Source organism: Bradyrhizobium sp. RDI18 (assembly GCF_043203335.1).
In the GTDB taxonomy this organism is placed as follows: domain Bacteria; phylum Pseudomonadota; class Alphaproteobacteria; order Rhizobiales; family Xanthobacteraceae; genus Bradyrhizobium; species Bradyrhizobium retamae.
In genome coordinates this window covers 1,143,916-1,158,350 of sequence record NZ_JBICRN010000006.1, presented here as the reverse complement: position 1 = coordinate 1,158,350, position 14,435 = coordinate 1,143,916, and the positions used below count along the sequence as shown (strand labels likewise).

Sequence of the window (14,435 nt, the reverse complement as noted above, 5' to 3'; positions counted from 1 at the left end):
TTGCGAGGAGCGAAGCGACGAAGCAATCCATCTCACCGCATACGTGGAGAGATGGATTGCTTCGCTGCGCTCGCAATGACGGCGTGAGTAACTACCTCGCTCTTACCACCTTCGGCAGCTTCACCACCCGCTCGCTTTCGCCTTCCTCGGCATAGGGCGCCAGAATATCCAGCAAATCGCGGCCGCGCGGCGGGGCGGGGGCTACCAGCGCGCGGCTGGCCACCGAATCCAGGTGGCTGTGCATCAGGCTCATCACCTTGGCCTCGTTGCCCTTGACTAGTGCGGCGATGATTGCGCGGTGCTCGTTGATCGCGCATTCGGACGAATGCGGACGGCTGTAGAGCGATAGCGTCAGGCAGCAGCGATAGGCGACCTCGCTGACGTAACGCACCAGGATCGGGCTGTTCGTCATGTTGGCGAGCAGGATGTGGAATTCGGTCGCGAGGCGGATCGACACCGCATCCGAGCCGTCGCGCGCGCGGTCCTCGGCATCGACATGGGCGTTGAGCTCGGCAATCTGGCTCTTGGTCAGCTTGCCGGCGAGTTGCCGCACCACCAGGCGCTCGAGTTCGATCCGGATATCAAACGCATCGCGCGCTTCCTGCCAGCTCGGCGTCGCCACCACGGCAATCCGGTTGCGGCGCAGTTCGACGAGACCTTCCGCGGCCAATTGGCCCAGCGCATGCCGCGCAATGGTGCGGCTGACGCCGAACCGCTCGCCGAGCGAATCCTCCGGCAATTTCGCGCCCGGCGCCAGCGCCTGCTCGATGATGGCGCGGCGCAGCGCGCGGCAGATCACGCCGACCTTGTCGGACGGGACAGCGGTTTTGCTGGCGGGGCGGGGCGCCATCGGCGAATCCTGACGGGTGCTTCGAATGGGTCCTCTTATCACAATTGCCGACTGATTGTGCGCCTCAATTGCATGCACTTTGCGGGTCGAACTGCACAAAAAGGAATCCGCCAGATCGGGCGGCAAACCGCCGGCCCCTTGATATTCCTAAGGCAAGTTTGGCTGGCATCTGGCTTGCATGCACTTCCAGCCATGATGCGCATGCAACCACATTCCGAATTTCAGGGCGCGCCGGTTCCGGGCTCCGCCGCTCCGATCGCGATCGAACTGTCGGAGGCTTCCGTCACCTTCGGCCGCGGCCCCCGCGCGGTGCCGGCCCTCTCCACGACAAGCTTGCGGATCGCCGATGGCGAGTTCGTCGCGCTGGTTGGGCCGTCCGGCTGCGGCAAATCAACCATCCTGCGGCTGGTGAGCGGCCTGGTGCAGCCGACATCAGGCGTCGTCATCGTCGGCGGCCGCGAGGTGGCGGCGCGCGCTTTACGCGTCGGCATGGCGTTCCAGAATCCGACCATGCTGCCGTGGATGTCGATCGAGCGGAACATCATGCTGCCGCTCAAGATCGTCGAGCCGTTTCGCTCGCAATTCCGAAGGCTGCGCAAAACCGAATTCCGCGACAAGGCCAATGCGCTTTTGGAGCAGGTCGGCCTCAAGGGGTTCGGCAATCACTACCCCTGGCAACTCTCCGGCGGCATGCTTCAGCGCGCCAATCTCTGCCGTGCGCTGATCCACGAGCCGCGCATGCTGCTGCTCGATGAGCCCTTCGGCGCCCTCGACCAGTTCACGCGGGAAGAGCTGTGGTCGATCCTTCAGGATCTCTGGATCGCGCACAAGCCGACCGTGCTCCTGGTGACGCATGATCTGCGCGAGGCCGCCTTTCTCGGCAGCCGCATCTGCGTGATGAGCGCGCGGCCCGGCCGCATCCTCGACGACAGCCGGGTCGAATTCGCCCGCCCACGCACCGTGGCCAGGACCTTCGAGCCGGATTTCGTGGCGCTGAACCAGAAACTGCGCGCGTTCATCGAGGATGCCCGTACGGCGTCCACGCAGGGAGCAGCCTGACATGCCCGAGTTCGATTACCGCCAGAAAGCCTGGTCGGCGGCACTGATCGTGCTGTTCTTCGTCGCCTGGGAATTGTTCTGCCTGATATCAGGCATGTCCGACCTGGTGCTGCCACGCCCCTCGCAAGTATTCATCACGCTGGTCGAGAAATTCCCCATCCTGTGGCCGCACATCCTGCAGACGCTGGCGACAACGATGATCGGGTTTGTTCTTGGCGTCGGCCTCGGCGTCGTATTGGGCGCGGTGATCGGCGTCTCGAAAACCGCGTATGGCACGGCCTATCCGCTGCTCGTTGGATTTTCCTCGATTCCGAAAGTCGCTGTCGTGCCGATCTTCGTGCTGTGGTTCGGCTCCGGCTCGGTGCCGGCGGTGCTGACCGCGCTCTCGATCTGCTTCTTCCCGATCGTGGTCAACATCGCGACGGGGCTGGCGACGACCGAACCTGAACTCGAAGACGTGCTGAAAGCGCTCGGCGCCAGCAAGTTCGACATCCTCTGGAACGTCGGCTTGCCCCGCACCATGCCGTTCTTCTTTGCCTCGCTGAAGGTCGCGATCTCCTACGCCTTCGTCGGCGCGGTACTGTCGGAAACCGTCGCCTCGAACCGCGGCATCGGCAACGTCATGATGACCGCGTCCTCGAACTTCAACGTGCCGCTGGTGTTCGCCGGCCTGTTCGTGCTCGCCGGCCTCGGCGTGGCGCTCTACGTGATCTTCTCGGTAATCGAGGGGCGCGTCACCGGCTGGGCCACCCGCAAGAACGACATGATCGCGACATGAAAGTTTCGCCAACCGCCGTCCAACCCTTATCGAGGAGAATACGATGCTAGCCAGAGTAAGCGCCGCGCTGTTGGGAGCCATCTTGTTTGCCGGTGCCGCCAGCGCCCAGGAAACCACGATCAAGTTTACGCTGGGCTGGAAGACGCAAGGCTCGGATGCCGCGTTCTTCTATGCCAAGGACAACGGCTTCTTCAAAGAGGAAGGTCTCAACGTCGTGATCGACCAGGGTGAGGGCTCCGGCGCGACCGTGACGCGCATCATGTCGGGCGCCTACGACGCCGGCTTCGGCGACGTCAACGCCATCATCCAGAACGCCTCGACCAAGCCGCAGGACGCGCCTGTGATGGTCTACATGATCTGGAACCAGCCGCCGTTCGCAATCGTCACCAAGAAGACCAGCGGCATCAACACCATCAAGGACTTTGAGGGCCGCACGCTCGGCGGCGCGCAGGGCACGCCGACGACCCGGTTGTTGCCGGTGTTTGCCAACAAGAACAAGCTCGAGGGCGAGAAGATCAAGATCTCCAATATGGCGCCGAACCTGCAGGAGCCGATGCTGATCAAGGGCGATATCGACGCGGCGCTCGTGTTCAACATCACGAGCTACTTCAACCTGGTGCTGAACCGCCAGGATCCCGACAAGGACTACAGGTGGTTCTCGTTCGGCGATTACGGCCTCGATCTCTATTCCAACGGCATGATGGTGTCGCGCAAGCTGCTGGCGTCCAATCCGAAGGCCGTCGCCGGCCTCGTCCGCGCCGTCAATAAGGCCGTTATCGCGATCGCCAAGGACCAGAATGCCGGGATGAAGGCCGCGCTGAACTACGACAATCTGATCAATGCCGACGTCGAGAAGCGCCGGCTGCAGTTTTCCTTCGACAAGCTGATCGTCTCGCCCGAGATGAAGGAGATCGGCGTCGGCGATGTCAAGGACGACCGCATGGCCCGCGCCATCGGTATCATCGTGGAAGGTTACCAGCTCGCCCGCGCGCCGGCGCCTGCGGAAATCTTCTCCCGCGAATTCCTGCCGCCGCGCGCCGAGCGGGAGCTGGTGTATACGGCGAATTGACAGGGTGGTGTATCAACTCGTCATTGCGAGCGCAGCGAAGCAATCCATGTCTCTGCACGGGGAAAGATGGATTGCTTCGTCGCGGAGCCTGTCATCGGGCGCGCATTTCGCGCGACCCGTTGGCTGTGTGCCGAGTATGAACGACAGCTTGGAGGTGGAAGTCCTCTATCCAGCCTGATGACGGCGAAGGATTAGCGAAACGCAAGGGCATCACCGCGAGGTGGGGGTCCGAAGAAAGCGTGGAGCAAAGCCGCGGCTCGATGGACAAAATACCGGATAATGAGGCCTGCCCGGCCGGACGAGCGAGCAGCCAATCGCGAAGTCCTCAGTCATCAAGGGTCGGGGTGGTAGATCCGGCGGGCGTGCGGCGAAGGCGGTCGGTCTTACCTCGGGAGGTCTGCGTTGTGTCCCGGCAACGGGACTGAGGTCGTCGCAAGGCGATCTGAGCGCAGCGCAGAAGTCAGCAGAGGGCGTAGTGGGCGGCAGCGCGCCGCTGAAGGCCCGAACGGTGGAAGAGGTCAGTAGAGCGGCAATCTCGTGCAGGCCATGCAGCAGAAGCCACAGCAAACACTGGACTTGGGCCGCGACGCGACGGGTGAAGCCCGAAGCGCCCCCTCCCAAGGGATTGAAACCAGCACGGCGAGAGCCAGCCTCGAACGCCCGGCGGTCGCGGGACCGTCGATGGAAGCAGTGATCGAGCGTGAGAACTTGAGGAAAGCGTTGGCGCAAGTGAAGCGCAACAAGGGTGCGGCGGGCATTGACGGGATGACCGTCGACGATCTGCCGGCCTACCTGAAGGAGCACTGGCCCACGATCCGAGCCAAGCTGCTTGACGGCACCTACCAGCCGCAACCGGTGCGGCGGGTCGAGATACCAAAGGCATCGGGTGGCGTTAGGCTGCTCGGCATCCCCACGGTGCTCGACCGCTTCATCCAGCAGGCGGTGATGCAGGTGCTGCAGGCGGACTGGGACGGAACGTTCTCCGATGCGAGCTTCGGCTTCCGGTCGGGTCGCTCGGCGCATCAGGCGGTGGAACGGGCGCAGGCGTATATCGCGTCAGGGCACGCCGTCGTCGTGGACATCGACCTGGAGAAGTTCTTGGATGTTGCGTCATACTACACCTTCAGTTTTTTTGAGAGGGTCGAAGAGGTCCGGAGCAACTGCAGGTACCTGAATTCGTATGCCTTTTGCCCGTCCGCGATAGACGTGAACGGCCTTAAGCTCGCCGCGCTTTACACGTTGCAAGATGGTTTGCCGCGAGACGCCGAGTAGATTCATGGCCTTGAACATCTTCACGTAACCTTCGGGCGCGCTCTCCACAAAGCGCGACCGCAACTCGTCATTGATACGGATGCGCCAAGGCGCGCCAGGTGTGATCTGCTCTCCGGCAATGAAGCCATCGTTGAGGCAGCGATGCAAAGTAGAGGGTGCGATCCCGAGAGCGCGTGCTGCTTTCTCGATCGTCATGCACTCGCCGTCCTGCACTTGCTGTTTCGGCTGGAAGCACGGGATCTCCCAGTGCGTCCGCAGGCTCGACACACGATTTGCCGTAAACGACAGTCCTGTGGCCGTTGTACGGCCTTGGCGATTGAGGATGCCGGCGATCTTGGTGTCGGGATAATGTGCAGCCAGTCGCCGCAGCAGATCGATCGTATCGTCGGCGGTGCGGATCGGCGATGGATGCGAGTGCGGCAATGGGACATTAACTTCACTGAAGAGACCGCCGCGCCAACGCAGCGTCAGGTGAGCGTTGTATTTATCGCGCTCGACTCTCAAGGTGACATCGTCGAGCAGCGTGCGGAGCAACTCCTTGCGATCGCGATCGCTCGTCGTGGGAGCGAACCAGATACGCTTGAGGTCTTTACCGAGTGCAAGGATAGCGTCGCGTTCTTCGTGCGTAAGCGAGCGCGGTCGGGCATGTTCGCGGTCCGAGAGTTCGGATTCGGCAGTCTTCAATTCCAGCAGAGCGCTTTCCCATTCTGCTTCGAGTCCACGCGCGACGAGTCTATTCTCCGGGTCCACTGCGCGATAGCGTCGCTCGGCGCGCTGCGCGTTGTAGCGCGCACGCTCGACGTCGCGACGGAACTGCGCGAGAGTCGTCTCGCGATCGGCGTCGAATTGCTCGATCGCCTGGAGCGAGGCTTCCAGGCCTGCGGGCGCGAGAGCCGCAAGGAACGCTTCGGCGACAGCCGCATCGATCTGCACACCGCCGATGTTGAGGCAGTACTCGCCCCGGCCGTTGACGATGTTCTTGCCGGCGCAGTGATATCCGGGCGCCGAGAACCGGCCGCTGTAGTGTACGGCCAGGCGCCGACCGCAGTGTCCGCATACGGCGAGGCCTTGCAGGAGTGCTGCGCCTTCTCTCACGGCACCCCCGCTCTGGTGCGGTCGAGGACGGATGTTCTGCGCCAGGCGCTTCTGGTTCGCCTCGAAGGTATTCCAATCGATGTATCCGGCATGATGGTCACGAATGAACACCGGCCACTGCTCGCGGTCGCGTTGTCTGATGCGCTTTCGGATTCGACCGCCCGCATCGAGATAGCATGTCTGCTGGGTGCGGCCATACACATAAACGCCGGCATAGAACGGGTTGGTGAGGACCTGGTGGATCTTTGTGTAAGTGGGGGCGACCCAGCGGAGATCGACAAGGCTGTTGGAGTGCAGCGGAAAGCGCAGGCCTTGCGAGCGGAACCACAGCCACACGCGTCGTGCCGAGCCGAATTCGGCAAAGCGGTCGAAGACAGCATGGATCGCGGCTTGCACCGACTCGTCAGGATGCAACAGCACCTCCCCGTCGGCGTCGCCCCGTACCAGACCCACCGGCAGCCCGCGGTGCAGTTCTCCGCGTGCGGCCTTGTTGCGGATGCCACCGAGCAGCCGCGCACGCAGCACATGCAGCTCTGCCTCTGACATCGTACCTTTGAGCCCGAGCACCAGGCGGTCATTGAACAAGCCCGGATGATAAATCCCATCTCCATCACCGATGAGCGTGTGGGTCAGGCCACATAGATCGAGCAGACGGTACCAATCAGCATTATTGCGCGCCAGTCGCGAGACTTCCAAGCCGAGCACGATGCCCACCTGGCCGAGGCCGACCTCCGCGGTCATACGCGCGAAACCGGTGCGCTCGGAAAGGCCGGAACCGGAAATACCGAGGTCCTCATCGATGACCTTCACCTGATCGCGTCGCCAACCAAGCCGCGCGGCGCGTTCGGCTAACTCGTACTGACGGGCAGTGGACTCGCGATTATGCTCGACCTGCGTCGTACTGGACTGACGCACGTAGACGATTGCGCATCGGCGTAGGTGCTCAGCGGTAATCTTGCTCAGTTCGTTCATCGTTGTGATCTCCGGCAGTGGCGATTGCTCGGGCGATTAGTCGGGCGAGTCGCAGCACGAGATGTGCGCGCTGCTCTCTATCGAGGGCCTCCCATACAGGTACGGCCCCGCGCTGAGGTGGTGGGTCGAGAAAGCTTAGCTGCTGCATGGCTGTCCTCCGATTCCGGTGGCAGGACAGTATGCGCGCCATCCAATTGCCGCAGCAAAGCGTCGACGATCGTCCGGGCGTGCAGCAGCTCGGCGTGGGAAGCCAGGAATGCCGCTCGAGCGCATTGCGGGCTTGCACGCGGTAAATGTTGTGCGATAGGCAGATCTGTCCACGCGGCCGGTACAAGGGCACGGGTACCATCGGGCAGTACAAGCGTCAGATGAAGTTCGCCGCGTCGATGACACCAGCCAAGCACATTAAGCGCAGATCCCTCAAAGGGATGGCGCGACCGAACGATGGTTACCTGATCGGGATAGTCGTCGAGATGATGAGCGCGGTGGTGGGTAGTCTGTCGAGTAGTCTTTCGACCGGGTCAACCACGACATCCTAATGGGGCTCGTCGCCAAGCGGGTTGCTGACAAGCGCGTTCTGAAGCTCACCCGCGCCTTCCTGAATGCGGGTGTGATGGAGGGCGGGTTGGTCAGTCCGACAGAAGAGGGCACGCCGCAGGGCGGCCCGCTCTCGCCGTTGTTGTCGAACCTGATGCTAGATGTGCTGGACAAGAAGCTTGAGAAGCGCGGTCACCGCTTCGTGCGCTACGCCGACGACTGCAACATCTATGTGCGCAGTCAAAAGGCGGGTGAACGGGTGCTGGCGGGCATCGAGAAGTTCCTGGAAAAGCGCCTCAAGCTCAAGGTCAACAAGGCCAAGAGCGCGGTCGCCAAACCGAGCGTCCGCAAGTTCCTGGGCTTTAGCTTTACAAGCGGGCCGGGGCCACGACGGCGCATCGCACCGCAGGCGATCGCCCGCTTCAAGGCCAGAGTTCGGGAATTGACGCGGCGCACAGGCGGACGAAGCCTCGCGCAAGTCGCCAAGGAATTATCCGTTTACCTTGTCGGCTGGCGTGGCTACTTCGGCTTCTGCCAAACCCCGTCGGTATTGCGCGCACTTGACGAATGGATCAGGCGGCGGTTGCGCGCCATCGCCTGGAAGCAGTGGAAGCGTGGACCCGCTCGCTTTGCAGAGCTGCGACGCTGCGGCGTCGGCCGGGATCGGGCGGCTCAAACCGCCGGCAGCCCACATGGCCCTTGGCGGCTGGCAGCGAGTCCCGCGCTCACCATCGCATTGCCAACTCACTTCCTCGGTTCACTCGGTCTCACTTCCGTCGCGGCGTCGAGGTCCGCATAATCCATCGAACCGCCGTATACGGACCCGTACGTACGGTGGTGTGGGAGGAGGAGTCGCGAGACTCCCCTATCCCGATCCTCGCAATGACGGAGCGCCCTTATGGCCACCGAAGTTACCGCACACAGCCTATTCTCTAGCTCGTGCTCGGGGCTGCTCGATAACGTCGTGCTTCAACACGACAACGGCCTCATCACGTCTATCTCGCCAGCGCCGCCGTCCGCAACCGGACCGCGCTCCCTCATTCTTCCCGCCTTCGTCAACGCCCACGATCACGCGCGGCCGACCGCGTCCTCGTTCGGCGCGCTCGGCATGCCCTTGGAAAGCTGGATCCTGCGCTCTGCGCTAGGCACGCCGGTCGATCCCTATCTGACCGCGGCGTCTGCGCTCGCGCGTTCGGCGAGGGCGGGCTGCGCGGCGATGATGGTGCACTACACCCGACCAAGCGGCACCATGCCGCTGGTCGAGGAGGCAAAGGCGATTGCGCGGGCGGCGTCCGACGTCGGCATCCGCATCGCGTTTGCGCTTGCCGTGCGCGACCAGAACCCGGTTGTCTATGGCGACAGCGAACCGGTGCTGTCGCAGCTCTCTAGCGACGATCGCAGGGCCATTGAGGAATTGTTCGTCCGCGCGCCGATGTCGCCAAAAGGCCTATATCGAACTCACGGATGCCATCGCCTCGGCCATCGCAGGTCCCAAGGTCGATGTGCAGCTCGGCCCCGCGGGCGTGCAATGGTGCTCAAAACCGCTGCTTGAGGCGGTAGCCGAGAATTCGGCGCACACCGGGCGACGCATTCACATGCATCTCCTGGAGACAATCTATCAGCGCGCCTGGGCTGACCGGCACTTTCCGGATGGCGTCGTCCGTTATCTCCGCGACATCGGCTTCCTGTCGGAGCGGCTGACGCTGGCGCATTGCATCCACGCCCGCCCCGACGAGATCGAGATGATCGCCGCGTCCGGCGCGCGTATCGTCACCAACTTCTCCTCCAATTTGCACCTGCGCTCGGGCCTCGCGCCGATCGCCGCGGCGCACCGATGTGGTTGCGCCATCGCGGTCGGCGTCGATGGTCTCGCGCTCGACGAAGACGACGACGTGCTGCGCGAGATGAGGCTGGTGCAGATGATGCACGGCGGCCTTGGCTTTGAGCGAACCTGGACCGCTGCCGAATTCCTCGCGCTCGCGATCGCCAACGGCCGCAAGGCGACCGGCGCGCCCGGAACGGGCGCCCTCATATCAGGCGCGCCGGCCGATTTCGTCACCATCGATCTCGATCGGCTCGACCGCGACCGGATCATGCCGGTCGACCCCATCGAGCTCCTGTTCGCGCGCGGCAATGCGTCTTTCTTGCGCGACGTCGTGGTGGACGGACGGCTGATCGTCAGCGAAGGCCGTTGCACCAGCGTCGATTTCCCCGCGATCGAGCGGGAGCTGCGCGGAATCTATCGCGCCAATGCAAGACAGCTCTCGCCATTCCAGCGGGCCTGGCCGCCGCTCGCAGCGTCGCTGCAGGGCTGGTTCGAAGCCCAGCTCGATTGCCGGTAGATCGCTTAAGCGCCTCAGTTGCTGTGTGAATTCCGTCATGTGGAACGAAATTCCACTTGCGCAGAATCTCGGCAACGGTTCATGTCGAATAAACAAGAAACTGCCGGTAGCCGCCTCGCGCTGCTGATTGGGGTATGGGAAGCAAGCGGGGCGAGGTGAACCGATCGCCGCATCATTTCGCTCTGCTGTCCAGACGGAACCGTTCATGTCCTTCCATAAATTGCTGATTGCCAACCGCGGCGAGATTGCCATCCGCATCGCGCGCGCCGCGGGCGACGCCGGCCTTGCGACGGTCGCAATCTACTCCGCCGACGACGCGCAATCGCTGCATGTCCGCGCCGCCGACGCCGCCCTTGAAATCCCCGGGCGCGGCGCGCGGGCCTATCTCGATATCGAGGCGGTGATCGCAGCCGCCAAGGCGACCGAATGCGATGCCGTGCATCCCGGCTATGGCTTCCTCAGCGAGAATGCCGGGTTCGCCCGCCGCTGCATCGAGGAAAGCATCGTCTTCGTCGGGCCGTCGCCGGAAGCGCTCGATCTGTTCGGCGACAAGGCGCAGGCCAAGGCGCTGGCAAGAAAATGCGGCGTGCCTGTTATCGAGGGCACCAGCGGGCCGACCAGCCTCGATGAGGCCAAGGCGTTCCTGGAATCGCTCGGTGCCGGCGGCGCCATCATGATCAAGGCCATCGCCGGCGGCGGCGGCCGCGGCATGCGCATCGTCGACGACGCGGGCAGGCTGGAGGAGGCCTATGCGCGCTGCCAATCCGAGGCGATGGCGGCCTTCGGCAGCGATGGCGTCTATGTCGAGCGCCTGATTCGCAATGCCCGCCACATCGAGGTGCAGGTCATCTGCGACCACCACGGCGCGATCAGCCATCTGTGGGAGCGCGAATGCACGATCCAGCGCCGCAACCAGAAGCTCATCGAGGTCGCGCCAAGCCCGTCGCTGAACGACGCCTTGCGCTCGCGCATCATCGACGCCGCCAAGGAACTTGCCGCCGCCGCGAACTACGACAATCTCGGCACTTTCGAATTCCTCGTCGATAATGACGCCAGGACCAGCGACAAGGCGTTCGCCTTCATCGAGGCCAATCCGCGGCTGCAGGTCGAGCATACCGTTACCGAGGAGGTGCTCGGCCTCGATCTCGTGCAGTCGCAGCTTGCGGTCGCGGCTGGTGCGACGCTGGGCTCGCTCGGGCTTGCGCAGGGGTATATCCCGAGGCCGCGCGGCTTCGCGATCCAGCTCCGCGTCAACATGGAGGTGATGGACGAGACCGGCGCCACCAGGCCGACCGGCGGGACGCTGGCCGTGTTCGACCTGCCGTCCGGCCCCGGCGTGCGCGTCGATACGTTCGGTTATTCGGGTTACCGGACCAGCGCCGCTTTCGACTCGCTGCTTGCAAAGGTCATCGTGCATTCGCCAGGCGGCAACTGGACCGACGTCGTGCATAAGGCCTCGCGGACGCTGCGTGAATTTCGCATCGGCGGTGTCGCCACCAACGTTCCCTTCCTCGCGGCGATTTTGGCGCATCCGGATTTCGTCGAGAACCGTCTCAGCACCGGCTTTATCGACAAGCATGTTGCCGATCTGGTTGGCGAAACCAACACGACGGCGGAGACGGAACTGGTCGAATCCGGCAGCGCCGCCGATGACGAGACGCTCGCGATCGCGGTCGCGGCATCGGCAACCGGCCCGGCGGGTTCGGTCGCGGTGCCAGCGCCGCTGCAAGGCACGATCGTCGCGATAGACGTCGAGGAGGGAGACCTCGTTCGCCCCGGCCAGCAGATCGCCGTGCTCGAATCCATGAAGATGGAGCATCTGGTCACCGCGCCGCAGGGCGGCCGGGTGACGCAGATCGCAGCAGGCTCCGGCGTGACGCTGATGCAGGACGAGCCGATCCTCTATCTGGAGCCGGCCGAACTCGACGCCCATGATATCGCTGAGGAAGACGATATCGATCTCGACCACATCCGTCCCGATCTGGCCGAGTTGATCGAACGCCACGCCATCACGCTGGATGAAAACCGGCCGGCCTCGGTCGAGCGACGGCGCAAGACCAACCAGCGCACGGCGCGCGAGAATATCGCGCACCTCGTCGATGAAGGCTCCTTCGTCGAATATGGGTCGCTCGCCATCGCCGCCCAGCGAAGGCGGCGCACGGTCGATGACCTCATCCGCAACACGCCAGCCGATGGCCTGATCTCCGGCGTCGCCACCGTGAACGCAGAAAAATTCGGCGCGGACGCCGCCCGCTGCATGGTGATCGCTTACGATTACACCGTGCTCGCGGGCACGCAAGGCCACATGAACCACAAGAAGATCGACCGCATGCTCGGCCTGGCCGAACAATGGCGGCTGCCACTGGTGTTCTATGCCGAGGGCGGCGGCGGCCGCCCCGGCGATACGGACAGGCTCGGCATGACCGGCCTCGACGGGCCGTCCTTCGTGCAGTTCGCAAAGCTCTCAGGGCTGGTGCCGGTGGTCGGCGTCGTCTCCGGCTATTGCTTTGCCGGCAACGCCGCGATGCTCGGTTGTTGCGACGTCATCATCGCGACGAAGAACGCCTCGATCGGCATGGGCGGACCGGCGATGATCGAGGGCGGCGGGCTCGGCGTCTATCACCCTGCTGAGGTAGGTCCGGTGTCGTTCCAGTCGCCGAACGGCGTCATCGACATTCTGGTCGAGGATGAAGCGGAGGCGACATCCGCGGCGCAGAAATATCTGTCCTACTTCCAGGGCGCGGTCGCCGACTGGAAAGCGCCGGACCAGCGCCTGCTGCGGCGGTCCATTCCGGAGAACCGGCTGCGGGTCTACGACATCCGCAGCGTCATCGATCTCTTGGCCGACGAAGGATCGGTACTCGAAATCCGCCGCGATTTCGGTGTCGGCATGATCACCGCTTTCATCCGCATCGAGGGAAAGCCGTTCGGCCTGATCGCCAATAACCCAAAGCATCTCGGCGGTGCGATCGACGCGCCGGCCGGCGATAAGGCCGCGCGCTTCATGCAACTCTGCGACGCCTTCGACATTCCGATCATATCGCTCTGCGATACGCCGGGCTTCATGGTCGGACCCGAAGCGGAGAAAACCGCGATCGTGCGCCATGTCGCGCGCATGTTCGTGACCGGCGCCAGCCTCACCGTGCCGCTGTTCGGCATCGTCCTGCGCAAGGGCTATGGGCTGGGCGCGCAGTCCATGATCGGCGGCGGCTTCCACGCCTCGTTCTTCACCGTGGCCTGGCCGACCGGCGAGTTCGGCGGCATGGGGCTGGAAGGCTATGTCCGGCTCGGTTTCCGCAAGGAGATGGAAGCGATCGAGGACCCGGACGAGCGCGAGGACTATTACAGGGCCAAGGTCGCCGAACTCTACTCCAACGGCAAGGCGGTCTCGATCGCCTCGGTGCTCGAGATCGACGAAGTCATCGATCCCGCCGACACGCGGCACTGGATCATGTCCGGCCTGCGCTCGGTGCCGAAGCCGGAAGCGCGCGCGACCAAGAAGCGGCCGTGTATCGATGCGTGGTAGCGGGAGATCCGTAGGGTGGGAAAAGGCGCGATAGCGCCGTGCCCACCATCTATCGGCGATCGCCCTTCTCTGATGCGCGTCGTCCCTGCGAACGCAGGGACCCAACCACAGGTTTGCGTTGTTGACGGAGGCCGTCTACCCGCGCGCGAAATAATTTACGCCGCGGCGTATGGGTCCCGGGTCGCGCTCGCGTTGCTCGCTTGCCCAGGACGACGAACTGATTTGCCGCGCACGCAAGCGCAATTTCGTGCGGCGGCCTGCGACACGATGGCACGACGGGCAAATCAATTCTGATTTTCCGAAATCGTGTCAAGCCCAGGAATCAAAAATATTCCGCTTAACACGAGGGGCAAATCAGTCGCATAACTCCGCCCGTCTCACGGCAGATGAGGGGCGCTCGCGATCGTCACGAACGTGCGGTGAGATGCGATGGACGCGGATGGCGCGCTCGACGTACGCGCCGGAGGCGTACGGCGAAGTCGTGTGGTTCTGATGTCGCGGTGCTGGCGTTAAGTTGGCGGGAAGTGTCCCGCCGGCGACGGAGGCAAAAGAGCCGTTCTCCGGGAAGAGCACGAAGTAAGCCGTAAAGCCATTGCGCAGGGAAGGCCGGGATGCTCCCGCTGTACCTGTATGCTCGTGTGCGTTTCCTTTTGCGCACTTTGCACACGAGACCGCGGCGCGCACCCGGTCTTCCCTGCGCCCTCTCTTTTGAGAGAGCGACAACGAAGATGTAAACCTCGGGCGAAACGCGCCGCGAGATCGCGAAGTTGTGTCAGCTCTTTTGAAGATTGAATCCGAAAGCTCGTCCGTCGTCCCTGCGAACGCAGGGACCCATAACCACCGGCGGTAATTGGTTTTGCGAGGTCTCTGTCATCTGCCTTTTCCAGCAATACCGGCCGCGGAGTATGGGTCCCTGCGTTCGCAGGGACGACGAT

General features: G+C 63.5%; 9 protein-coding genes and 2 pseudogenes. 9 read left to right on the top strand and 2 right to left on the bottom strand.

Annotated elements, in window-relative coordinates; all coding sequences use genetic code 11:
• Positions 1 to 91: 91 nt before the first annotated feature.
• On the bottom strand, positions 92 to 850 hold the full coding sequence (locus ACFXS9_RS06585) for a GntR family transcriptional regulator (RefSeq protein ID WP_392686377.1): 759 nt from the start codon (positions 848 to 850) through the stop codon (positions 92 to 94).
• A gap of 195 nt (positions 851 to 1,045) precedes the next feature.
• Here ACFXS9_RS06585 and ACFXS9_RS06580 point away from each other — a divergent pair, with 195 nt between their 5' ends.
• The 4 genes from ACFXS9_RS06580 (at position 1,046) to ACFXS9_RS06565 (ending at position 5,028) form a co-directional block, all read left to right on the top strand.
• Complete coding sequence (locus ACFXS9_RS06580; RefSeq protein WP_392687308.1) at positions 1,046 to 1,909, top strand: ABC transporter ATP-binding protein; 864 nt, start codon at positions 1,046 to 1,048, stop codon at positions 1,907 to 1,909.
• Position 1,910: 1 nt separating this feature from the next.
• The gene (locus tag ACFXS9_RS06575; RefSeq protein WP_392686374.1) at positions 1,911 to 2,687 is read left to right on the top strand and encodes an ABC transporter permease; all 777 of its coding nucleotides are present in this window, start codon (positions 1,911 to 1,913) and stop codon (positions 2,685 to 2,687) included.
• Positions 2,688 to 2,730: 43 nt separating this feature from the next.
• Entirely contained in the window at positions 2,731 to 3,756 is a 1,026-nt protein-coding gene (locus ACFXS9_RS06570) for an ABC transporter substrate-binding protein (protein WP_392686371.1), read from the top strand.
• Between the two features lie 546 nt (positions 3,757 to 4,302).
• Positions 4,303 to 5,028 (top strand): reverse transcriptase domain-containing protein, encoded by a 726-nt coding sequence (locus tag ACFXS9_RS06565; protein WP_392687305.1) that lies wholly within the window; start codon positions 4,303 to 4,305, stop codon positions 5,026 to 5,028.
• Positions 5,029 to 5,943: 915 nt separating this feature from the next.
• Here ACFXS9_RS06565 and ACFXS9_RS06560 read toward each other — a convergent pair.
• Positions 5,944 to 7,095: pseudogene (locus ACFXS9_RS06560) on the bottom strand (recombinase family protein); the annotation flags it as partial.
• 523 nt (positions 7,096 to 7,618) lie between these two features.
• Here ACFXS9_RS06560 and ACFXS9_RS06555 point away from each other — a divergent pair.
• The 5 genes and pseudogenes from ACFXS9_RS06555 to ACFXS9_RS06535 all read left to right on the top strand — a co-directional run.
• Positions 7,619 to 7,987, top strand: a pseudogene (locus tag ACFXS9_RS06555) (reverse transcriptase domain-containing protein); the annotation flags it as partial.
• Positions 7,988 to 8,431, top strand: a complete 444-nt coding sequence (locus tag ACFXS9_RS06550) for a group II intron maturase-specific domain-containing protein (protein ID WP_392687302.1) — start codon at positions 7,988 to 7,990, stop codon at positions 8,429 to 8,431.
• A 99-nt stretch (positions 8,432 to 8,530) separates the two neighbouring features.
• Entirely contained in the window at positions 8,531 to 9,184 is a 654-nt protein-coding gene (locus tag ACFXS9_RS06545; protein WP_392686368.1) for a hypothetical protein, read from the top strand.
• Positions 9,084 to 9,974, top strand: coding sequence for an amidohydrolase family protein (locus ACFXS9_RS06540; RefSeq protein WP_392687299.1), 891 nt, complete (start codon positions 9,084 to 9,086; stop codon positions 9,972 to 9,974). The genes ACFXS9_RS06545 and ACFXS9_RS06540 overlap by 101 nt, the downstream gene beginning before the upstream one ends.
• A gap of 205 nt (positions 9,975 to 10,179) precedes the next feature.
• Positions 10,180 to 13,500, top strand: a complete 3,321-nt coding sequence (locus ACFXS9_RS06535) for a carboxyl transferase domain-containing protein (protein WP_392686365.1) — start codon at positions 10,180 to 10,182, stop codon at positions 13,498 to 13,500.
• Positions 13,501 to 14,435: the final 935 nt, after the last annotated feature.